The organism is Pseudomonas sp. FBF18 (genome assembly GCF_024261405.1).
Lineage (GTDB): Bacteria > Pseudomonadota > Gammaproteobacteria > Pseudomonadales > Pseudomonadaceae > Aquipseudomonas > Aquipseudomonas palmensis.
Genome location: NZ_QKRS01000010.1, coordinates 118,120 through 138,377, shown reverse-complemented (window position 1 = coordinate 138,377; position 20,258 = coordinate 118,120). Strand labels below are relative to the sequence as shown.

Genomic DNA, 20,258 nt, shown 5'->3' with positions numbered 1-20,258 from the left:
GGGTCAGGCCTTCTGGAACAGCGCAAACAGCTCGCCATCGAGCACGCCCAGCCCCACCCGCTCGGTAGCGGCCAGGTTGCTGCTGACCGTTGCCGGGCTGAGGGCATTGCCGTCATAGGCGTATTGATAGAGCGCGCGACCGTTGGCATTGGCAATGCTGCGGGTGAAGGCGAGTTTGAGCAGCCCCGCGTGAACCGTCACACCCGGCATGAACGGGTAGGCCTGCTCGATGAACACCCGTGGCTCGGTCCAGGCCTGCTTGCCGTCGTACTTCACCAACAGGGTCCGACCATCGCCATCCTTGTAGAACAGGTGGATCAGGCCCTGGTAGACAATGGCGATCGGGTCGTCGGGGGTGGTCACCGCTACCCCCCTGGCCCTGAGCACCGGGCCATTGCCCCAGTTTTCCAGGTCTTCACTGCTCAGGCACTCGATCTGCCTCGTGTGGCCGTGCCGATAGAAGGCGTGCAACCGCCCTTGAAACTCCACCAGCGACGGCGAGCCGTGCATGGGCTGACTCAACGTCATGGGCTCGAACCCCATGAGCGTGTCGTTGTAGGAGGCCAGGGTGTATTCACCCTGGTCATCGCTTCGAAACGCATGGACCTTGTCCTTGAACACAAAAAGCGCCAGTGACCTGCTCGGGGTCACCATCAGTGGCAGCACCGTCGGCGTCGTCCATACGTCGATGCCACTCACTTTCGCGACGAATTCGGCCACGTTGCCGTCGGCGTTGTAGGCGCAATAGAGCACGCCCCGGTGTACGACTACCCGGCAACCGCCAGCCACAGGCTGCGACTCGGTAGGGAAAGCACGGTTGAAGATGCCGTGCACGTTGGCTGCGTAACAAAGTTGCATCGCCTGCTCCAGAGGTACAAAGAGCCCCCAGTAGAACAGCGCAGCCCGGCCGGATCAGCCGGGCAAAGCCCAGCGTGTACGTGAGAAACCGGAAGTTGCACGGGCCCGGGTGTGACCTGCCGGGCTGGCAGCAGGCGCACATCGCTGTGCGATTGTTCGGGCCAGATGCACAACACGGGGTTCGCACCGGCGCAGCGCAGGCGTATCGTATGCACTCGAATCCTGATAGGTAACACGGAGTTTCCCCATGCTTGGCGTAACGGACTACGGTGCCTTCGTGATTGCCTTCCTGGTGCTGCTGGCGATCCCGGGGCCGGGCAATTTCGCGCTGATCACTGCCACCGGCAAGGGCGGCATCAAAGGCGGCCTGGGCGCCACCTTCGGCGTCATCCTGGGTGACCAGGTGCTGTTGTGGCTGGCCGTGGCCGGTGTGGCAGCGCTGCTCACCACCTACCCGGCAGCGTTCCATACCGTGCAATGGCTGGGTGCAGCGTACCTGGCCTACCTGGGCCTGCGCATGGCCCTGGCCAAACCCGGCAGCACGCCGGTACGGCCGATGAAGTCCAAGCACTACCTGCGCCAGACCATGATGATCACCCTGCTCAACCCCAAGGCGATCATGTTCTACATGGCGTTCTTTCCGCTGTTCGTCGACCCGGTCCGGCATCAGGGCTTCGTGACGTTCGGCTTCATGGCGGTGACCATTGCGGTGCTGACCTTCCTGTATGGCCTGGTGGCCGTGCTGCTGACCCACAACCTGGCCGCCCGCCTGCGCGCCAACCCCAAGGTCTCGAACCTGCTCGAACGCCTGGCCGGCATGTGCCTGGTGGGCTTCAGCATCAAGTTGGCGGTACTGCGCTAAACCCCTGGCGCGGGTCTACTACACTTGCCTGACCTTGAAGCGGCGCGGCAAGTGAGACGACATGAAGCGACTGACACAATTGATCGGCGGCGCCCTGCTGGCACTGGGCCTAGCCTCCCAGAGCCTGGCGGCGCCCGCTGCGGCCCCCATCCACTTTGGCGACATCACCTGGGAAAGCGGCAGCCTGACCACGCAACTGCTGCGCTTTATCGTCGAGAAAGGCTACGGCTACCCCACCGACACCCTGCCCGGCAGCACCGTGAGCATGGAGGTGGCGCTGGCGCGCAACGACATCCAGGTGATCGCCGAGGAGTGGGCTGGCCGCAGCCCGGCCTGGACCAGGGCCGAGCAGGCCGGCCAGGTGTTCAGCATCGGGGACACGGTCAAGGGCGCCGACGAAGGCTGGTACGTGCCCGCCTACGTGATCAAGGGCGATGAACAGCGCGGCCTCAAGGCACTGGCCCCGGACTTGCGTTCCGTCCAGGACCTCAAGCGCCATGCCCCACTGTTCAAGGACCCCGAGTCACCCGACAAGGGCCGCTTTCTCAACAGCCCCAGCGGCTGGACCTCCGAGACCGTCAACAGCCAGAAGCTCAAGGCCTACGGGCTGGACGGGCAGTACGTGAACTTTCGCAGCGGCTCGGGCGCGGCGCTGGACGCCGAAATCACCTCCGCCATCCGCCGTGGCAAGCCGGTGCTGTTCTACTACTGGTCGCCCACCCCGCTGATGGGCCGCTACGAGCTGGTGCGCCTTGAAGAGCCGCCATTCGACGCCCAGGCCTGGGCCACCCTCACCGACCCCGGCAACCCCGAGCCCAAAGGCACACGCTCGCTGCCAGCCAGGCTGTCGATCGGCGTATCGGCGCCGTTTCGCGAGCAGTACCCGGAGCTGGTGGCATTCTTCGCCAAGGTCGATCTGCCGATCGCCACCCTCAACAGCGCCCTGGCAACGATGAGCGAGCAGCGCCAGGCGCCGGACGCTGCAGCGCAGGCCTTTCTCAAGGCGAACCCGAGCATCTGGAAGGCCTGGCTGCCCGCCGAGGTGGCGACCAGGGTCGAGTCGGCCCTGTGAGTACGGGCTTTCCCGAGGCGCTGCACGTTTCGTTCGCAGACAGCGTCAATCGCTTCGTCGACTGGCTGGTGCTGGCCTACGGCGACCAGCTTCGGGCGGTCTCGGACGGCCTGCTGCAACTGCTGGTAGGGTTGGAAAACCTGCTGCGCGCCACGCCGTGGTGGTTGCTGCTGGCGCTGGTGGCACTGCTGACCTGGCACGCCACACGCAGTGTGCGGCGGGCGCTGCTGCTGAGCGGCCTGCTGTTTCTGATCGGGGTGGTCGGCCTGTGGGACAAGCTGCTGCAGACCTGCGCGCTGGTGCTGGTGAGTACCGGCCTGTGCCTCCTGATCGGCATCCCGTTCGGCATCTTGCTGGCCAGCCGGCCACTGGCGCGCCGGTTGCTGATGCCGGTGCTGGACGTGATGCAGACCCTGCCCAGTTTCGTGTACCTGATCCCGGTGCTGATGCTGTTCGGGCTGGGCAAGGTGCCGGCGATCTTCGCCACCCTGGTGTATGCCCTGCCGCCGCTGGTACGCCTCACCGAACTGGGCCTGTCGCAGGTGGACCCGTCACTGACCCAGGCCGCCCAGGGGCTGGGCGCCAACCGCTGGCAGCGCTTGCGCCGGGTGGCGTTGCCGTTGGCGCTGCCGAGCATCCTGGCCGGCCTGAACCAGTCGGTGATGATGGCGCTGTCGATGGTGGTGGTGGCCTCGATGATCGGCGCGCGCGGCCTGGGTGAGGACGTGCTGGCCGGCATCCAGACACTGAACGTGGGCAAGGGGGTCGAGGCCGGGCTGGCCATCGTTGCGCTGGCGATCGTGATCGACCGCATCACCCAGGCGTATGGCAAGCCGCGGTGAAGCCTTCCTGGTGCAACAGCGTTGACCTGCACCGCCCTTTCAAAGTACTCGTTGCCGGATAGACCAAAGGGGCCGTTCAGCCCGCGCGCACTAAACGCAACTCGTCTACGCTGCTCAAAAGCCTGCCGGCACACTGAAAGGGAGTTCGAGCGTGCGAGCCTACCGTATCCTGTCCGCCGCAACACTGTGCCTGGTCAGTGCATCGGCCAGCGCTTTCCAACTGTCACCCTACGGCAAGGTGAACAATGGTGCCTACACTCGTGTCTTCAGCGAGGCGGTACACGAAAACCTGACCCTGGCATCGATCAGGCAGGCAGCGATTCCCGATGCCCTTAAAGCGGATCAGAACTTCATCGAAAGCCTCATCGCGGGCGCACGCTGGAACGATGATCCGCTGGGTTTCATGAAGACGGGTGTACCAGTGGATTTCTTCCTGTCGTTCAAAGACTCGTGCAAGCGTTCAACACAGATCAATCCCACCTGGGACCTCATGTATCGCACCCACTGCGGCGACATGCAGTACCTTCACGCCATGGCCTCAAGCGCTCTGGAAACCACGACACAAACACGCGCCAGAATCATGATGTGGGCCGAATTCACATTCCGTGTTTCCACCGGAGAAATCCCCAAGAACCGCTACTTTCGCAGCGTGCCGCAACTGATGAGCCCCGAAGGTGGCGAGCAGTTCAGCCAGTCGCTCACCCACAGCAACACCCGACGGCTGCTATGGCAGCCCGAAGACCTTTTCAGCAGGAACTGCACGCGTATGCCCGCACTCAAGGCAATGCTGCGAGGACACGGCTGGACAGAGTCGCGCTGTGACGATTCGCACAATGAGCATGCTGCCAGCACCATCCAGAACCTGGCGTTGGGCTCGTTGCTGCACCTGCTGCAGGACTCCTTCTCCGACAGCCATGTACGGCGCTTCCCCCTGCATGATGAGCACGTCTCTCGGCTGGCAGGGGTGCAGGGCGTCGAACAGTTCGGCAACTATGCCAAACAGGACTCGAGCCGCCACAAGGTGGCAGACAGGCTGCCGGAAACGGCCAATGACGCCCAGCCACTTGATCTGAAGCATCTCAGTGCACAGCTGATCGCACTCTCGGTAACAGGGCGCGACGGTACGGGCGCCGCGCAATGGGAGCAAGCCAGGCCGCTACTCGAACACGCCTTCGATATCAGCCGGGCACAACCCGTCTCGGGCGCGATAGGCTATGAAAAACTCGACCGGTAATGGCACTGGAGGGCCTTTACCGACTGCCGCTATCCCCTTAGACTACAGGCCTTTTCCCGCATCCCGAGGTATTCGTCCAATGCGCCATTGATGCCACCGTCGTTTCAGACGGCCCGTCTTCAGCCCCTTCACCGGGGGAAGCACCAGGCATCCTTGGAGGTTCGCATGACGAACACGTCATCCCTGACGCTGGACAGCGTCACCTATGCACTGCCAGACGGCAGGCTGCTGTTTTCCACCCTCACCGAACGTTTCGACCAGCGCCGCACCGGCCTGGTGGGGCGCAACGGCGTGGGCAAATCCATACTCGCACGCCTGATGGCCGGTCAGCTCGAGCCCAGCGATGGCCGCTGCCTGCGCCAGGGGCGCGTGCACTACCTCGCTCAACAGCCGATCACCTCCCGCACCACGGTCGCCGACCTGGCCCAGGTACGCCAGGTGATAGAAGCGCTCCAACGCATCGAGGCTGGCAGTACCGCCGCGAGCGACTTCGAGACTGTCGGCGAACGCTGGAACATACGCGAGCAACTGCACAGCCACCTGGCCCGCGAGCAGCTCGGCATGCTGCGCTGGGATCGCCCCGCCGAAACGCTGAGCGGCGGCCAGGCCATGCGCGTGGCACTGCTGGGTGCGTTTCTCGGCGACGCCGACTACCTGATTCTCGACGAGCCCACCAACCACCTGGACGCCCCCAGCCGCGCCGCGCTGATGATCATGCTCGAACGCTGGAACAAGGGGCTGCTGGTCATCAGCCACGACCGCATGCTGCTCGCCAGCATGCAGCGCATCGTCGAGCTGTCGCCCTCGGGCCTGCACAGCTACGGGGGCGACTACAGCGCATTCACCGCTTGCAAGGCCCGCGACACCGAACTGGCCGAGCGCAATCTCGAGCGTCTGAAGCTCGAACGCCAGCGCCAGGCCCGCGACCTGCAGCGTCAACACGAGCGCCTCGAACGCCACCAGGCCAGGGTCGGCCACGAGGCCAGGCACAGCAACCAGGCGAAGATCCTGCTCGACCGTCAACAGCAACGCAGCGAGGCCACCGCAGGCAGGCAGCAGCGCAACCACCTGGCCACGCGCCAGGCCATGGACGCCCAGGTGCGTGAAGCCGCTCAACGCCTGGACCCACAGCAGCCGGTGGTACTGCACGCGCCGGCACGTCAGTTGCCGCCAGGCAGCCAGATCGCCTGGCTGCGTGACCTTGAGCTACCCCACATCGAGCATCCGCACGCGCTCGACCTGGTGCTGTACGTCGGCCAGCGCCTTGCCCTCACCGGCGCCAACGGCAGCGGCAAATCCACGTTGCTCAAGGTGCTGGCCGGGCAACTGCCGCCTAGAAAGGGTGAATGCGAGACCCGCGCCAGCGTGGCGTACCTGGACCAGCAGTGCAGCCTGCTCGACCCGAGCGTATGCGTGCTGGAGCATGTGCGCGAGGCGTGCCGTGAACTCGACCAGAGCAGCGTGCGCACCCGATTGGCACAACTGGGCCTGGATGCAGACCGCATCACCCTGCCCAGCGGCCTGCTCAGTGGCGGCGAACGGCTCAAGGCAGCGCTGGCCGCGGTACTCTACAGCGACCAGCCAGCGCAACTGCTGTTGCTCGACGAACCCAGCAACCACCTCGACCTGCCATCGTTGCAGGCCCTGGAACAGATGCTCTGCCAGTATCAGGGGACCCTGCTGGTGGCGTCCCATGACCTGGTGTTCCTGCAACACCTGCAGTTGCAGGGGCAGCTGTGCATGCCGCAATCAGAACTGCACGGCTTCGGTGACGCACAAGGTGGCAAAGCCACTGCCCAGGGTGAGGTTGTGATGGGCGACGATGGCCTCGGCGCCTAGGCCGGGGGTATCCATGCAGGTGTGCGCGTCGCTGACCAGTACCGGGCGCACGCCCAGCTCGGCAGCAACGCGGCAATTGGTATCGACGCAGTACTGGGTTTTCATGCCGACCACCACCAGCTCTTCAACGCCCGCCTGCTGCAGCCACTCACGCAGCGGCGTGTTCCAGAAGGCACTGGGCCGGAACTTGTCGAACACGCGGTCGTATTGCTCGTCTACCTCCAGCGCCGGGAGCAGTTGCCAGGGTGTGCTGCCGGCCTCGATCGGCGAACCCTGCGGGCCGGTGTGGCGCGCGACGAATATCGGCGCCCGGGCCGCCCGTGCGGTGCCGATCAGGCGGTTGATGTTGGCCAGTATCCGCTCGCCCTGCCAGGGCTGTTCGGGTCCATGGAACAGGCCGACCTGCATATCCAGAATCAGTAACGCGCGCCGTACGGGCATGGTGTCTCTCCTTAAGATGCCAGCCGGACGCGCCAACCAAAAGGCCCCGTCCATTGCTGGCGGGGCCTTGGGTGACCTGCTGCGTTCGCTTTACACAGCCACCCATCGCCCGCCGATGGCGGTCGTGGTGGTGCGGGTCGAGGTCAACAGGTCGATATTCATGTCACGCACAATGCTCCACGAGCCCTGCGTCGGTCAAGCCCATGGCGGCGCGACGACTCACGCTCGGTCACGCCGGACCTGAAGCGCTGGCGGCCGGGCACCGGCGCAATCGGCATCTGCCCGTTTCCGATCTGCACGGGATGTATTATCGTGGCTGCTTGCGCAATATGCGTGGCCTGACCATACAGGCATTTGCCAACCGATCGAGGGTGCCATGAGTAACGAGAGCATTAACTGGGACAAGCTGGGCTTTGACTACATCAAGACCGACAAGCGCTACCTTTCCTACTTCCGTGATGGCGAGTGGGACAAGGGCACCCTGACCGAAGACAACGTACTGCACATCAGCGAAGGCTCCACCGCGCTGCACTACGGCCAGCAATGCTTCGAAGGTATGAAGGCCTACCGCTGCAAGGATGGCTCGATCAACCTGTTCCGCCCCGACCAGAACGCCCTGCGCATGCAGCGCAGCTGCGATCGCCTGCTGATGCCGCGGGTGCCGACCGAACAGTTCATCGAGGCCTGCAAGCAGGTGGTCCAGGCCAACGAACGCTTCGTACCGCCGCACGGCAAGGGTGCCCTGTACCTGCGTCCGTTCGTGATCGGCGTGGGTGACAACATCGGCGTACGCACCGCGCCGGAGTTCATCTTCTCGATCTTCGCCATCCCGGTTGGCTCGTACTTCAAGGGCGGCATGACCCCGCACAAGTTCCTGATCTCCGATTTCGACCGTGCCGCGCCCCAGGGCACCGGCGCCGCCAAGGTCGGTGGCAACTACGCAGCCAGCCTGCAACCAGGCTATGAGGCCAAGAAGGCCGGCTTTGCCGACTGCATCTACCTCGACCCGCTGACCCACAGCAAGATCGAGGAAGTGGGTTCGGCCAACTTCTTCGGCATCACCGCCAACAACGAGTTCGTGACCCCGAAATCCGCCTCGGTGCTGCCGGGCATCACCCGCCTGTCGCTGATGCAACTGGCCGAATCGCGCCTGGGCCTGAAGGTGATCGAGGGCGACGTGCTGATCAACCAGCTGGACCGCTTCATCGAAGCCGGTGCCTGCGGCACCGCTGCGGTGATCACCCCGATCGGTGGCATCCAGTACAACGGCAAGCTGCACGTGTTCCACAGCGAGACCGAAGTCGGTCCGGTGACCCAGAAGCTCTACGCCGAGCTGACCGGTATCCAGAGCGGTGACGTCGAAGCGCCAGCGGGCTGGATCGTCAAGGTCGCCTGAATGCATCGCGGGTCAAGCCCGCTCCCACAGGTTCATCGCAACCCTGTGGGAGCGGGCTCGACCCGTGACTGGCTGCGCAGCAGCCCTTTTTCAAGATGAATTTTTCTTTAACCCGGGCACCGCCTATTCTTTGGCACAATCGAGTCTCCACACGCCGCCCAGGTAAGAGCATGCCCCGCGTACTGACTATCGAAGACGATGCCGTCACCGGCCAGGAAATCGTCGCCGAACTCTCCAGCCACGGCCTTGAGGTCGACTGGGCCGACAACGGTCGTGAAGGCCTGGCCAAGGCAATCGCCGGCGGCTACGACCTGATCACCCTCGACCGCATGCTGCCCGAAGTCGACGGCCTGACAATCGTCACCACCCTGCGCAACCTCAAGATCGCCACGCCGATCCTGATGATCAGCGCCCTCTCCGATGTCGACGAACGCGTGCGCGGCCTGCGCGCCGGTGGTGACGACTACCTGACCAAGCCGTTTGCCTCCGACGAGATGGCGGCGCGCGTGGAAGTGCTGCTGCGCCGCAACAGCGTGCCGATGGCCCAGACCCGCCTGCAGGTCGCCGACCTGGAGCTGGACCTGATAAGCCACGAGGCCCGGCGCGGCGAGCAGACCCTCAACCTGCTGCCCACCGAGTACAAGCTGCTGGAATTCCTGATGCGCCACGCCGGCCAGGTCATCACCCGCATGATGATCTTCGAGGAAGTCTGGGGGTACCACTTCGACCCCGGCACCAACCTGATCGACGTGCACATCGGGCGTCTGCGCAAGAAGATCGACGCCGCCGGGCAAACCCCGCTGATTCGCACCGTGCGGGGCTCCGGCTATGCCATTGCCGAACCCGTCTAAGGGCTGGAGTTCGTCCACCAGCCGCCTGCTGGCGCTGTACAGCTTTCTGTTCGTGGCCTGGAGCAGCATCCTCATGGGGGTGCTGTACTTCGAGGTGTCCGGCTACCTGAACAAGCTCACCCGCCATTCCCTGTTGCAGCGCCAGCATCTGTTCGCACACATGAGCGGCAAGCAGCTCGACGACGCCCTGATCGCCAGCCAGGCCTTCGACGAACGCAGCTTCGATGCCTACGGGCTGTTCGACGCGCAGTTCAACCCACTGGGCGGGCAGATCCGCCAGATCCCGCCCGAGCTGGGTCTGGATGGAAGGATCCACGAGCTCAGCCGCTGCCTGGACGCCGACGACCCGCGCATGCCAAAAGACAGCTGTGATGCCGTGGCGCTCAAGGTGCGCGATGGCCGCTGGCTGGTGCTGGTACGCGACAACGGTTCGCTGTTCGTGGTCACGCGGATCATTCTGCATGCGTTGCTGTGGGGGCTGTCGCTGACCATCATTCCCGGCATCGCCGGCTGGTACCTGCTGCGGCGCCGCCCGCTCAAGCGCATAAGGGCGATCCAGGCCAGTGCCGAGCTGATCGTGGCCGGCGACCTCACCCACCGTCTGCCGCTGTCGTCGCGCCGTGACGAACTGGACATGCTGGCAGCCATCGTCAACGCCATGCTCGACCGCATCGAGCGGCTGATGCATGAGGTCAAAGGCGTGTGCGACAACATTGCCCACGACCTGCGCACCCCGCTGACGCGCCTGCGGGCCCAGCTGTACCGGATCCGCCAGCAGGTCGGCGACGACTCGATCCAGGCCGACCAGATGGACCAGGCCATCAGCGAAACCGACACCCTGATGGCGCGTTTTCGCGGGTTGCTGCGCATCAGCGAACTGGAAGACCGCCAGCGCCGTGCCGGCTTCGTCGAGCTGGACCCGCGTGCCCTGCTGGTAGAGCTGCATGACTTCTACCTGCCGCTGGCCGAGGACGGCGAAATTCGCCTGACCCTGGTGCTGCCCGACCAGTTGCCGGCGCTCAAGGGCGACCGCGAGCTGCTGTTCGAGGCCCTGGCCAACCTGCTGGGCAATGCCATCAAGTTCACCCCGGCCGGTGGTCAGGTGCGGATGCGAGCCCGTGAAGACGCCCAGGGCGTGCTGATCGAGGTGGAGGACAGCGGGCCGGGGATTCCGGCGGACGAGCGCGAGGCCGTGCTCAAGCGGTTCTACCGCAGCGAGGAAGGTCATCGGCACAACGGGTTCGGGCTGGGGCTTTCGATCGTTGCAGCGATCGTCGACCTGCATGGGTTTGAGCTGGAGGTAGGAGACAGCGAATTGGGCGGGGCGCGGCTGGTGTTGCAATGTCGGCCGAAGGTGGCCAGTTAGGGCCTCATCGCGGGTCGAGCCCGCTCCCACAGGTTGATCACTGATCTAGAGCACTGTGATCAAACTGTGGGAGCGGGCTCGACCCGCGATGAGGGCAGCGCGATCAGTCAGCCAGGCGCCAGGTCGTTGCGCCCTTGCCGTCTTCCAGCACCACGCCCATGGCGGTCAGCTGGTCGCGGATGCGGTCCGATTCGGCCCAGTTCTTGTCGGTACGTGCCTGCAGACGCGCCTGGATCAACGCCTCCACTTCAGCCGCATCGACCTTGCCTTCGGCGCCCGCCTGCAGGAAGTCGTCGGCCTCCAGCTGCAACACGCCCAGCAGCTCGGCCAGCTCGCGCAAACGGCCCGCCAGGCCAGCGGCCACCTCAGGCTCGGCCTCGCGCACGCGATTGATCTCGCGCACCAGGTCGAACAGCACCGCACAGGCTTCAGGCGTGCCGAAGTCGTCGTTCATGGCCGCGGCAAAACGCTCGACATACGACTCGCCACCTTGCGCGGCCACGCGCGGCAAGCCGCGCAGCGCATGGTAGAAGCGCTCCAGTGCGCCCTTGGCTTCGCGCAGGCTGTCCTCGGAGTAGTTGATCGAGCTGCGGTAGTGGCTCGACACCAGCAGGTAGCGCACCACCTCAGGGTGATACTTGTCGAGCACGTCGCGAATGGTGAAGAAGTTGTTCAACGACTTGGACATCTTCTCGCCATTGATACGGATCATGCCGCAATGCATCCACGCCTTGGCGTACTGCTTGCCGGTGGCCGCCTCGCTCTGGGCAATCTCGTTCTCGTGGTGCGGGAACTCCAGGTCGTTGCCGCCACCATGAATGTCGAAGCTCTCGCCCAGGCAGCAGGTCGACATCACCGAGCACTCGATGTGCCAGCCCGGACGGCCCGGGCCCCACGGCGATTCCCAGCTCGGCTCGCCGGGCTTGACGCCCTTCCACAGCACGAAGTCGAGCGGGTCCTGCTTGGCCTCGTCGACCTCGATGCGGGCACCGATGCGCAGGTCTTCGATCTTCTTGCGCGACAGCTTGCCGTAGCCGACGAACTTGCCGACGCGGTAGTACACGTCGCCATTGCCCGGCGCGTAGGCATAACCCTTGTCGATCAGGGTCTGGATCATCGCGTGCATGCCGGCGATGTGGTCGGTGGCACGCGGCTCCTGGTCCGGCGGCAGGATGTTCAGACGGCGCTCGTCCTCGTGCATCGCGTCGATCATGCGCGCGGTCAGCGCTTCGAACGATTCGCCGTTCTGGTTGGCGCGGTTGATGATCTTGTCGTCGATGTCGGTGATGTTGCGCACATAGGTCAGGTCGTAGCCGCTGTAGCGCAGCCAGCGCGTGACCAGGTCGAACGCGACCATGCTGCGCCCATGGCCCAGGTGGCAGAAGTCGTACACGGTCATGCCGCACACGTACATGCGAACCTTGTTGCCATCGAGCGGAACGAAAACTTCCTTGGTCTTGCTCAGGGTGTTGTAGATGCTTAGCACGTAGAGTTCCTTAGCTGCCCCACGAATCGCGCAGGGTCACGGTGCGGTTGAACACCGGCTTACCCGGCGTGGAGTCTTTCAGGTCGACGCAGAAGTAGCCTTCGCGCTCGAACTGGAAGCGGTCTTCGGGCTGGGCCTGGCCCAGCGAAGGTTCCGCACGACAACCGCTCAGCACCTGCAGCGAATCGGGATTGATGTTGTCAAGGAAGCTGCCGCCGTCGTCGGTCTTCTCGGGGTTGGCCGAACGGAACAGGCGGTCATACAGACGTACTTCGCACTCGACGCTGGCCGCGGCCGGCACCCAGTGGATCACACCCTTGACCTTGCGGCCCTCGGGGTTCTTGCCCAGGGTGTCGGGGTCGTACGAGCAGCGCAGCTCGACGATGTTGCCCTCGGCATCCTTGATCGCCTCGTCGGCGCGGATCACGTAGCTGCCACGCAGGCGCACTTCACCGGCCGGCTCCAGGCGCTTGTAGCCCTTGGGCGGCTCTTCCATGAAGTCGTCGCGGTCGATGTAGATCTCGCGGGCGAACGGCAGTGCACGCACGCCCATGTCTTCCTTGGGGTGACGCGGCAGTTCGAGCTGCTCGACCTGGCCTTCGGGGTAGTTGGTGATGACTACCTTCAGCGGGCGCAGTACGCACATGGCCCGTGGCGCGGTGCGGTCCAGGTCGTCACGGATGCTGAATTCGAGCATCGACATGTCGACCACGCCGTCGGAACGGTTGGTGCCGACCATCTCGCAGAAATTGCGGATAGACGCCGGGGTGTAGCCACGACGGCGGAAGCCCGACAGCGTGGACATGCGCGGGTCGTCCCAGCCCTGTACGTGCTGCTCGTCCACCAGTTGCTTGAGCTTGCGCTTGCTGGTGATGGTGTAGTTCAGGTTCAGGCGGCTGAACTCGTACTGGCGCGGCTTGCACGGCACCGGCAGGTGGTCGAGGAACCACTCGTACAACGGACGATGGCTTTCGAACTCCAGGGTGCAGATCGAGTGGGTGATGCCCTCGATGGCGTCCGACTGGCCATGGGTGAAGTCGTAGATCGGGTAGATGCACCAGGTGTCACCGGTCTGGTGATGATGGGCATGGCGGATGCGGTACAGGATCGGGTCGCGCAGGTTCATGTTCGGCGAGGCCATGTCGATCTTGGCGCGCAGCACGCGCTCGCCATCCTGGAACTCGCCGGCCTTCATGCGCGCGAACAGGTCGAGGTTTTCCTCGACGCTGCGCTCGCGGAACGGGCTGTTCTTGCCCGGCTCGGTCAGGTTGCCGCGGTACTCGCGGGCCTGCTCCGGGGTCAGGTCGCACACATAGGCATTGCCCGACTTGATCAGGTCGACCGCCCACGCGTGCAACTGCTCGAAGTACTGCGAGGCATAGCGCACCGGGCCGGTCCACTCGAAGCCCAGCCACTTGACGTCACGCTGGATGGCGTCGATGTACTCCTGGTCCTCTTTGGCCGGGTTGGTGTCATCGAAGCGCAGGTGACAGGCACCGCCGAATTCCTGGGCCAGGCCGAAGTTCACGCAGATCGACTTGGCGTGACCAATGTGCAGGTAGCCGTTGGGCTCCGGCGGGAAACGGGTGACGATGCTGGTGTGCTTGCCCGAATCCAGGTCGGCCTGCACGATCGGACGCAGGAAGTTCACAGGGACGGCGGGCGCGCCTTTGGCAGCGGCGTTGGGAGCGTTGTCAGCGGTGGGCTTGCTCATAGGATCCTTGAAATACCGGTACACGGCCCGGGTAGGCCGACTGAATCAAAGCGCTTATCATAGCCCAAGCGCCCGAGCTGCCGACAGGGCAGCGCCGACAAACTGGCGCTATATTCGGCTGACCGGGCAAAAAAACTGCCGTGACGTGCGTATCGTGGCCTGTAAACTGTGCGTCAGGGTTACTACGCGATCCTGCGCACCCATTTCTTGAATGCCTGAAAAGCGAGAATTTGAGCATGACCCAAGTCAAACTGACCACCAATCACGGTGACATCGTCATCGAGCTGAACGCCGAGAAAGCCCCGATCACCGTGGCCAACTTCATCGAGTACGTCAAAGCCGGTCACTACGAGAACACCGTGTTCCACCGCGTCATCGGCAACTTCATGATCCAGGGCGGCGGTTTCGAGCCGGGCATGAAAGAGAAGAAAGACAAGCGCCCGAGCATCCAGAACGAAGCCGACAACGGCCTGAGCAACGACAAGTACACCATCGCCATGGCCCGTACCATGGAGCCGCATTCGGCCTCGGCGCAGTTCTTCATCAACGTCGCCGACAACAGCTTCCTCAACCACAGCGGCAAGAACGTGCAGGGCTGGGGTTATGCAGTGTTCGGCAAAGTCACCGAAGGCACCGACGTGGTCGACAAGATCAAGGCCGTTGCCACCGGTTCCAAAGCCGGCCACCAGGACGTGCCAGCCGAAGACGTGATCATCGAGAAAGCCGAGATCATTGGGTGATACTGCTGATCTCCGATCTGCACCTGCAAGAAGAACGCCCGGACATTACCCGGGCGTTTCTTGATCTGCTGGCCACCCGTGCCCGCAGCGCGCAAGCGCTGTACATTCTCGGGGACTTTTTCGAGGCCTGGATAGGCGACGATGCCATGACGCCCTACCAGGCCTCGATCTGCCAGGCCTTGCGTGCGCTGAGCGACACGGGCACCCAGGTGTTCCTGATGCACGGCAACCGCGACTTCCTCATCGGCCAGGCGTTCTGCAAGGCCGCAGGCGCCACCCTGCTACCCGACCCCAGCGTGGTCGAGCTGGGCGGCGAGCCGGTGCTGCTGATGCATGGCGACAGCCTGTGCACCCGTGACGAAGGCTACATGAAGCTGCGCCGTTACCTGCGCAACCCCGTGAGCCTGTGGGTGCTGCGCCACCTGCCGTTGCGTACGCGGCACAAGCTTGCGCGCAAGCTGCGCAGCGAAAGCCGCGCGCAGACGCGCATGAAGGCCAATGACATTGTCGATGTGACGCCCGAGGAGGTACCGCGGGTGATGCAGCAGCATGGCGTGCGCACCCTGGTGCATGGGCACACCCATCGCCCGGCGATCCACAAGCTGATGGTGGGCGATGCGCCGGCGCGGCGTATCGTGCTGGGCGACTGGGATCGCCAGGGGTGGGCGCTGCAGGTGGATGAACAAGGGTTCCAGCTGGCCCCCTTCGACTTTGCCTGAAGGCCGTGCGGGCCCTATCGCGGGTCAAGCCCGCTCCCACAGGTAGATCATTGCTCTGATGATCATTGATGTACCTGTGGGAGCGGGCTTGACCCGCGATGTCAGCGCAGCGCGCTGACGCTGTGGCTCAATGCCCGGCCGACGCCGGCCCGGCCTTGGCCGCGAACGGCGGCTTGGCCAGCCACACCAGCAGCACCAGCCCGACGAACACCCAGCCCATCAACGTGAAGTAATCCACCGTCGACATCATGTACGCCTGGCTGTTGAGCATCTGCTCCAGCTGCGCATACGACTGCCCGTTCGCCCCGCCCAGGTGGCCGAGCATGTCACGGGTGGCCGGCTCATAGGTACTGATGCTTTCGCTCAGGTACGCATGGTGCTGGTCGGCCCGGCGAATCCAGATCCAGGTGGTCAGCGACGCGGCAAAGCTGCCGCCCAGGGTCCGCAGGAAGGTCGCCAGCCCCGAGCCGTCGGCGATCTGCTGCGGCGGCAGGTCCGAAAGCAGGATGCTCAAGGTGGGCATGAAGAACAGCGCCACGCCGATACCCATGAACAGCTGCACCAGGGCGATGTGCTGGAAGTCCACCTCGTTGGTGAACCCTGCCCGCATGAAGCAGCTGGCACCGATTGCCACGAACGCCAGCCCCGCCAGCACACGCAGGTCGAACTTGTGCGCGTACTTGCCCACGAACGGCGACATCAGCACCGGCAGCAGGCCGATCGGCGCCACCGCCAGCCCCGCCCAGGTGGCGGTGTAGCCCATCTGGGTCTGCAGCCATTGCGGCAGGATCAGGTTGATGCCGAAGAACCCCGCATACCCGCCCACCAGCACAATGGTGCCGATGCGAAAGTTGCGGTGGGCGAACAGGCGCAGGTTCACCACCGGGTGCTTGTCGGTCAGTTCCCAGATGATGAACACCGCCAGGAACACCACCGAAATCAGGCTGCCGATGACGATGAAACTGGACTCGAACCAGTCCAGGTCATTGCCCTTGTCGAGCACGATCTGCAATGCCCCCACCCCGACGATCAGGCTCAGCAGCCCGATGTAGTCCATCGGCTGGCGGCTGGTGCTCACCGGCCGGGTACGCATCTGCTGACGCACCACGGCGGCAGCGAACAGGCCGATCGGCACGTTGATGAAGAAGATCCACGGCCAGCTGTAGCTGTCGGTGATCCAGCCACCGAGTATCGGCCCGGCAATCGGCGCCACCACCGTGACCATCGCCAGCAGCGCCAGGGCCATACCCCGCTTGGCCGGGGGGTACACCGCAATCAGCAGGGTCTGGGTCATGGGGTACAACGGCCCGGCCACCACGCCCTGCAACACGCGAAAGCCGACCAGCTCGGGCATCGATTGCGAGATACCGCACAGGAACGACGCCAGCACGAACAGCAGCGTGGCCCAGATGAACAGCTTCACCTCGCCGAAGCGCCGGCTCAGCCAGCCGGTCAGCGGCAAGGCTATCGCGTTGCTCACCGCGAACGAGGTGATGACCCAGGTGCCCTGCTCCGAACTCACCCCCAGGTTGCCGGAGATGGTAGGCAGGGCGACGTTGGCGATGGTGGTGTCGAGCACCTGCATGAACGTCGCCAGCGACAGGCCGATGGTGGTCAGCAGCAGGCTTGGCGGGGTGAACGAAGCCTGCCCGCTCATCGCTGCGCAGTCTTGCCGCTGGCGGCGCTGTTGTCATGGATCAGGCGCGCGATCAGGGTATCGGCCTCCACCAGCTGGCGGTCGTACACCTGGGTGGCGAACGAGGCTTTCTGCGGCGGCTGTTGCGCCAGCACCGGGCCGCTCTGGTCGTGCAGGTCGACGTCGACCTGGGTCGACAGGCCGATCCGCAGCGGGTGTTCGGCCAGTTGCTCGGGGTTGATGTGGATCCGCACTGGCACGCGCTGGACGATCTTGATCCAGTTGCCGGTGGCGTTCTGCGCCGGCAGCAGGGCGAAGGCGCTGCCGGTACCGGCGCCCAGGCTGTCGATGGTGCCGCTGTACTTCACGTCGCTGCCGTACAGGTCGGCAACGATGTCCACCGGCTGACCGATACGCATGTTGCGCAGCTGGGTTTCCTTGAAGTTGGCGTCGATCCACAGCTGATCCAGCGGAATCACCGCCATGGTCGCGGTGCCCGGCTGCAGGCGCTGGCCCAGTTGCACCGTGCGCTTGGCCACATAGCCGGTGACCGGCGCCACCAGGGTGGTGCGGGCATTGTCCAGGTAGGCCTGGCGCAGGTCGGCGGCGGCAGCCTGCACTTCGGGGTGCGAGGAGACCACGGTGTCGTCGACCAGCGCGGTGGTGGTGTTGAGCTGCTGCTGGGCATTGCTCAGCGCGCTTTGTGCCGATGCCAGGTCGTCCCGGGCGTGGGACAGCTCCTCCTGCGAGATCGCCCCGCCGGCGGCCAGGGTCTTGCGTCGGTTGTAGTTTTCCTGGGCCTTCTGCAGCTCGGCCTTGCGCGCCGCCACCTGGGCCTTCTGCCCGTCGACGTTGCTGTAAAGCCCACGCACCTGGCGCACGGCGCGGGCCAGCTTGGCCTCGGCGCTCTGCAGGCCGACCTCGGTGTCGCTCGGGTCGAACTGGATCAGCACCTGGCCGGCGTGCACCAGGTCGCCATCGTCGGCGCCGATGCTGGTGACGGTGCCGGTGACCAGCGGGGTGATTTCCACCACGTTGCCGTTCACATAGGCGTCGTCGGTGTTTTCGCTCCAGCGCCCGTAGAGCTCGTGCCAGGCCCACACACCGGCGCCAAGCACGAGTACGAGCACCAGCAGCCCGAGCAGCAGCGTCTTGCGCTTGCGCTGATTGTTGAGGTCCTGCTCGGTAGGGGCAGTGTCCGGGGAGGATGCAGTGGCCATGAGAAATACCTTGGCGTTTTATTGATTGCGGGAAGTCGAGGGCAATGCGGCGGCCTGGGTGTCGGCCTGGTAGCCGCCCCCCAGCGCCTGCATCAACTGGATCGACAGGTCGATCTGTTCGGCGTTCAGTTCGGCCAGCTGACGCTGCGACTGCAGCAGCTGCTGTTCGATGCTCAGCACATCCAGGTAGTTGCCGATGCCGGAGCCATAGCGCTGCATCACGGTGTCGTAGGACTGCTGGGCGATGTCGGTGGCACGTTGCTTGGCTGCAATCTGCTGGCCCAGTGCATGCAACTGGTCGATGCTGTCGCTGACCTCGCCCAGTGCACGCACCAGGCTCTTGTTGTATTGCGCCACGGCCAGGTCGTAGTCGGCATCACGGGCATCGAGGTCGGCGCGCAGGCGCCCGCCGTCGAAAATCGGCAGCGACACGGTCGGGGCGATGTTGAAGAAGCGGCTCGGCGCGCCGAAAATCGCATCGCCCAGCAGTGCCTGGGTGCCGGCGGCGGCGCTCAGGTTGAGGTTGGGGTAGAAGCGTGTCTTGCTCGCATCGATCGACTTGCTCGCCGCCTCGACCCGCCAGCGCGCGGCCACCAGGTCCGGACGCCGGCCCAGCAACTCGGCCGGCAGCACCGAGGGCAGCGCCACCGCAGCAGGCTTGAGCACATTGGGGCGAGCGATCTGCTGGCCACGGTCGGGGCCCTTGCCCAGCAGCACCGCCAGCGCGATCTGCGCGCTGCGTAGCTGCTTCTGGGCATTGATGGCCTGCTCCTGGGAGCTGGCCTCCAGGCTTTCGGTCTGCTGCAGCTGGTACTGGCTGTCGATACCCGAGGCCAGCCGGCGCTGGCTGAGTTCGAGCATCTGGCGGGTACGCTTGAGGTCTTCCTGGGTCAGGTCATTGACGATGTGCGCCTGGCCCAGCTGGCTGTAGGCACGGGCAACGTCGGCGGCCAGGGTCAGTTGTGCGGCCTGGCGGTCCACCTCGGCGGCACGGGCCTGGCCCAGGGCGGCTTCCCAGGCATCGCGTTGCCCACCCCAGAGATCGAAGGTGTAGTTGAAGGTCGCGCTCAGGCTGCGCAGGGTGGAGTAGCTGCCGCCCTGCCCCGTCGGGTCCTGGTCACGGGCCAGGCGCGAGCGGCTGATCCCGGCGCTGGCATCCAGCGTGGGCATGCGCTCGGCGTCGGCAGCGTAGGCTGCGGCGCTGGCCTGATGGGCACGAGCGCTGGCAACCTGCATGTCGGGGCTGTCGCGCAAGGCCTCGCCGATCAGGCTGTTCAGTTGCGGGTCGCCAAGGCGGGTCCACCAGTCGCCCTTGGGCCAGGCCGCAGGCGACAGGGCAACGCCGCCGAGGGTCTTGCCAGCCTGCAGGTCGGCGGCGCCGAGGCGCCGGCCCTGGGTATCGAGGCCACTGTAGTTGGCGCAACCGGCCAGGCTCAGGGCAAGCACCAGCAGGCTTGCACCGGCACGCAGGGCTCGTGGTTTCATTGGGCCTCCACGCGCAGAGCGGTGACGGCATCGCCGGCCGCCAGCAGCACCTTGGCCAGGATCTTTTCCAGGGTCTTGAGCTCGTCCGGGGCCAGCACGCCAACCAGCTCGTTCATCGCCGAAGCACCGATCTGGGGCAACTGGCCGGCCAGCACATCGCCATCGGCGGTGAGCTCCAGACGTACCTGGCGCCGGTCCTGCGGGCAGCGGCTGCGGGCGATCAGGCCCTTCTGCTCCAGACGATCGAGCATGCGCGTCATCGACCCGCTGTCCAGGCTGAGGAAACGGCACAGTTCGGCGGGGGTATCGACCCCGTACTGGGACACGATGATCAGCACCTTGAACTGCGCGGCGGTGACGCCGAAGTCCTGCAGGTGGCTGTCCAGAATGCGGTCCTTCACCAGTGCGGCGCGCCCCAGGAGCATGCCGATGGTGCAGGACTGGAAGTTTTCGGGGGTGAAGTGCTGCATGAAGGGAGATACCTGCTTAGGCAGTGG

The 20,258-nt window shown here is 64.8% G+C and carries 18 protein-coding genes; 10 read left to right on the top strand and 8 right to left on the bottom strand.

The window, feature by feature from the left end; genetic code table 11:
- Positions 1-3: 3 nt before the first annotated feature.
- Entirely contained in the window at positions 4-858 is an 855-nt protein-coding gene (locus DN387_RS17035) for a hypothetical protein (RefSeq protein ID WP_054915703.1), read from the bottom strand.
- Between the two features lie 247 nt (positions 859-1,105).
- On the opposite strand from DN387_RS17035, the gene DN387_RS17030 reads away from it, so the two are divergent.
- The 5 genes from DN387_RS17030 to DN387_RS17010 all read left to right on the top strand — a co-directional run bounded on the left by DN387_RS17030 (position 1,106) and on the right by DN387_RS17010 (position 6,707).
- On the top strand, positions 1,106-1,720 hold the full coding sequence (locus DN387_RS17030; RefSeq protein ID WP_043863051.1) for a LysE family transporter: 615 nt from the start codon (positions 1,106-1,108) through the stop codon (positions 1,718-1,720).
- A 61-nt stretch (positions 1,721-1,781) separates the two neighbouring features.
- A complete protein-coding gene (locus tag DN387_RS17025) occupies positions 1,782-2,792 on the top strand; it encodes an ABC transporter substrate-binding protein (protein ID WP_054915702.1) in 1,011 nt (336 codons plus the stop codon).
- Positions 2,789-3,634 (top strand): proline/glycine betaine ABC transporter permease, encoded by an 846-nt coding sequence (locus tag DN387_RS17020; protein WP_043863053.1) that lies wholly within the window; start codon positions 2,789-2,791, stop codon positions 3,632-3,634. Before DN387_RS17025 ends, DN387_RS17020 begins: the two co-directional genes overlap by 4 nt.
- Before the next feature lie 151 nt (positions 3,635-3,785).
- On the top strand, positions 3,786-4,868 hold the full coding sequence (locus DN387_RS17015; protein ID WP_054915701.1) for a hypothetical protein: 1,083 nt from the start codon (positions 3,786-3,788) through the stop codon (positions 4,866-4,868).
- 165 nt (positions 4,869-5,033) lie between these two features.
- Positions 5,034-6,707 (top strand): ABC-F family ATP-binding cassette domain-containing protein, encoded by a 1,674-nt coding sequence (locus tag DN387_RS17010; protein ID WP_082405759.1) that lies wholly within the window; start codon positions 5,034-5,036, stop codon positions 6,705-6,707.
- On the opposite strand, the gene DN387_RS17005 is transcribed toward DN387_RS17010, so the two are convergent.
- On the bottom strand, positions 6,618-7,148 hold the full coding sequence (locus DN387_RS17005) for a cysteine hydrolase family protein (RefSeq protein WP_043863055.1): 531 nt from the start codon (positions 7,146-7,148) through the stop codon (positions 6,618-6,620). The genes DN387_RS17010 and DN387_RS17005 overlap by 90 nt on opposite strands.
- Before the next feature lie 376 nt (positions 7,149-7,524).
- Between DN387_RS17005 and DN387_RS17000 the strand changes: the two genes are divergently transcribed.
- The 3 genes from DN387_RS17000 to DN387_RS16990 all read left to right on the top strand — a co-directional run bounded on the left by DN387_RS17000 (position 7,525) and on the right by DN387_RS16990 (position 10,761).
- Positions 7,525-8,544 carry a branched-chain amino acid aminotransferase gene (locus DN387_RS17000; protein WP_043863056.1) on the top strand — a complete coding sequence of 340 codons (1,020 nt, stop codon included), beginning with the start codon at positions 7,525-7,527 and terminating at the stop codon, positions 8,542-8,544.
- 170 nt (positions 8,545-8,714) lie between these two features.
- Positions 8,715-9,395 (top strand): response regulator transcription factor, encoded by a 681-nt coding sequence (locus tag DN387_RS16995; RefSeq protein ID WP_043863057.1) that lies wholly within the window; start codon positions 8,715-8,717, stop codon positions 9,393-9,395.
- On the top strand, positions 9,373-10,761 hold the full coding sequence (locus DN387_RS16990; RefSeq protein ID WP_054915700.1) for a HAMP domain-containing sensor histidine kinase: 1,389 nt from the start codon (positions 9,373-9,375) through the stop codon (positions 10,759-10,761). The genes DN387_RS16995 and DN387_RS16990 overlap by 23 nt, the downstream gene beginning before the upstream one ends.
- A 103-nt stretch (positions 10,762-10,864) precedes the next feature.
- On the opposite strand, the gene cysS is transcribed toward DN387_RS16990, so the two are convergent.
- Positions 10,865-12,247 (bottom strand): cysteine--tRNA ligase, encoded by a 1,383-nt coding sequence (gene cysS / locus DN387_RS16985; protein ID WP_054915699.1) that lies wholly within the window; start codon positions 12,245-12,247, stop codon positions 10,865-10,867.
- 10 nt (positions 12,248-12,257) lie between these two features.
- Complete coding sequence (locus DN387_RS16980) at positions 12,258-13,961, bottom strand: glutamine--tRNA ligase/YqeY domain fusion protein (protein ID WP_043863060.1); 1,704 nt, start codon at positions 13,959-13,961, stop codon at positions 12,258-12,260.
- A gap of 236 nt (positions 13,962-14,197) precedes the next feature.
- On the opposite strand from DN387_RS16980, the gene DN387_RS16975 reads away from it, so the two are divergent.
- Positions 14,198-14,701: a peptidylprolyl isomerase gene (locus DN387_RS16975; protein ID WP_043863061.1), complete on the top strand. Its 504-nt coding sequence runs from the start codon at positions 14,198-14,200 to the stop codon at positions 14,699-14,701.
- Complete coding sequence (gene lpxH / locus DN387_RS16970) at positions 14,698-15,420, top strand: UDP-2,3-diacylglucosamine diphosphatase (protein ID WP_043863062.1); 723 nt, start codon at positions 14,698-14,700, stop codon at positions 15,418-15,420. Before DN387_RS16975 ends, lpxH begins: the two co-directional genes overlap by 4 nt.
- Before the next feature lie 127 nt (positions 15,421-15,547).
- Here the strand turns inward: lpxH and DN387_RS16965 are convergent, their stop codons facing one another.
- Genes DN387_RS16965 through DN387_RS16950 form a run of 4 tightly spaced genes read right to left on the bottom strand, consistent with a single transcriptional unit; the run spans position 15,548 to position 20,231 of the window.
- Positions 15,548-17,077 (bottom strand): DHA2 family efflux MFS transporter permease subunit, encoded by a 1,530-nt coding sequence (locus tag DN387_RS16965; protein WP_043863063.1) that lies wholly within the window; start codon positions 17,075-17,077, stop codon positions 15,548-15,550.
- Positions 17,074-18,276 (bottom strand): HlyD family efflux transporter periplasmic adaptor subunit, encoded by a 1,203-nt coding sequence (locus tag DN387_RS16960; protein WP_043863064.1) that lies wholly within the window; start codon positions 18,274-18,276, stop codon positions 17,074-17,076. The genes DN387_RS16965 and DN387_RS16960 overlap by 4 nt, the downstream gene beginning before the upstream one ends.
- A gap of 18 nt (positions 18,277-18,294) precedes the next feature.
- The gene (locus DN387_RS16955; protein WP_054915698.1) at positions 18,295-19,761 is read right to left on the bottom strand and encodes an efflux transporter outer membrane subunit; all 1,467 of its coding nucleotides are present in this window, start codon (positions 19,759-19,761) and stop codon (positions 18,295-18,297) included.
- Positions 19,758-20,231 carry a MarR family winged helix-turn-helix transcriptional regulator gene (locus DN387_RS16950; protein ID WP_054915697.1) on the bottom strand — a complete coding sequence of 158 codons (474 nt, stop codon included), beginning with the start codon at positions 20,229-20,231 and terminating at the stop codon, positions 19,758-19,760. Before DN387_RS16950 ends, DN387_RS16955 begins: the two co-directional genes overlap by 4 nt.
- Positions 20,232-20,258: the final 27 nt, after the last annotated feature.

What these genes read in the sequence shown, in the direction of transcription:
- DN387_RS17030 (WP_043863051.1), top strand. Translation starts at nt 1,106, where the DNA reads ATGCTTGGCGTAACGGACTACGGTGCCTTCGTGATTGCCTTCCTGGTG.
- DN387_RS17000 (WP_043863056.1), top strand. Translation starts at nt 7,525, where the DNA reads ATGAGTAACGAGAGCATTAACTGGGACAAGCTGGGCTTTGACTACATC.
- DN387_RS17005 (WP_043863055.1), bottom strand. Translation starts at nt 7,148, where the DNA reads ATGCCCGTACGGCGCGCGTTACTGATTCTGGATATGCAGGTCGGCCTG.
- DN387_RS16965 (WP_043863063.1), bottom strand. Translation starts at nt 17,077, where the DNA reads ATGAGCGGGCAGGCTTCGTTCACCCCGCCAAGCCTGCTGCTGACCACC.
- DN387_RS17035 (WP_054915703.1), bottom strand. Translation starts at nt 858, where the DNA reads ATGCAACTTTGTTACGCAGCCAACGTGCACGGCATCTTCAACCGTGCT.
- DN387_RS16995 (WP_043863057.1), top strand. Translation starts at nt 8,715, where the DNA reads ATGCCCCGCGTACTGACTATCGAAGACGATGCCGTCACCGGCCAGGAA.
- DN387_RS16955 (WP_054915698.1), bottom strand. Translation starts at nt 19,761, where the DNA reads ATGAAACCACGAGCCCTGCGTGCCGGTGCAAGCCTGCTGGTGCTTGCC.
- DN387_RS16980 (WP_043863060.1), bottom strand. Translation starts at nt 13,961, where the DNA reads ATGAGCAAGCCCACCGCTGACAACGCTCCCAACGCCGCTGCCAAAGGC.
- DN387_RS16975 (WP_043863061.1), top strand. Translation starts at nt 14,198, where the DNA reads ATGACCCAAGTCAAACTGACCACCAATCACGGTGACATCGTCATCGAG.
- DN387_RS17010 (WP_082405759.1), top strand. Translation starts at nt 5,034, where the DNA reads ATGACGAACACGTCATCCCTGACGCTGGACAGCGTCACCTATGCACTG.
- DN387_RS16990 (WP_054915700.1), top strand. Translation starts at nt 9,373, where the DNA reads ATGCCATTGCCGAACCCGTCTAAGGGCTGGAGTTCGTCCACCAGCCGC.
- DN387_RS17025 (WP_054915702.1), top strand. Translation starts at nt 1,782, where the DNA reads ATGAAGCGACTGACACAATTGATCGGCGGCGCCCTGCTGGCACTGGGC.
- DN387_RS16950 (WP_054915697.1), bottom strand. Translation starts at nt 20,231, where the DNA reads ATGCAGCACTTCACCCCCGAAAACTTCCAGTCCTGCACCATCGGCATG.
- DN387_RS16960 (WP_043863064.1), bottom strand. Translation starts at nt 18,276, where the DNA reads ATGGCCACTGCATCCTCCCCGGACACTGCCCCTACCGAGCAGGACCTC.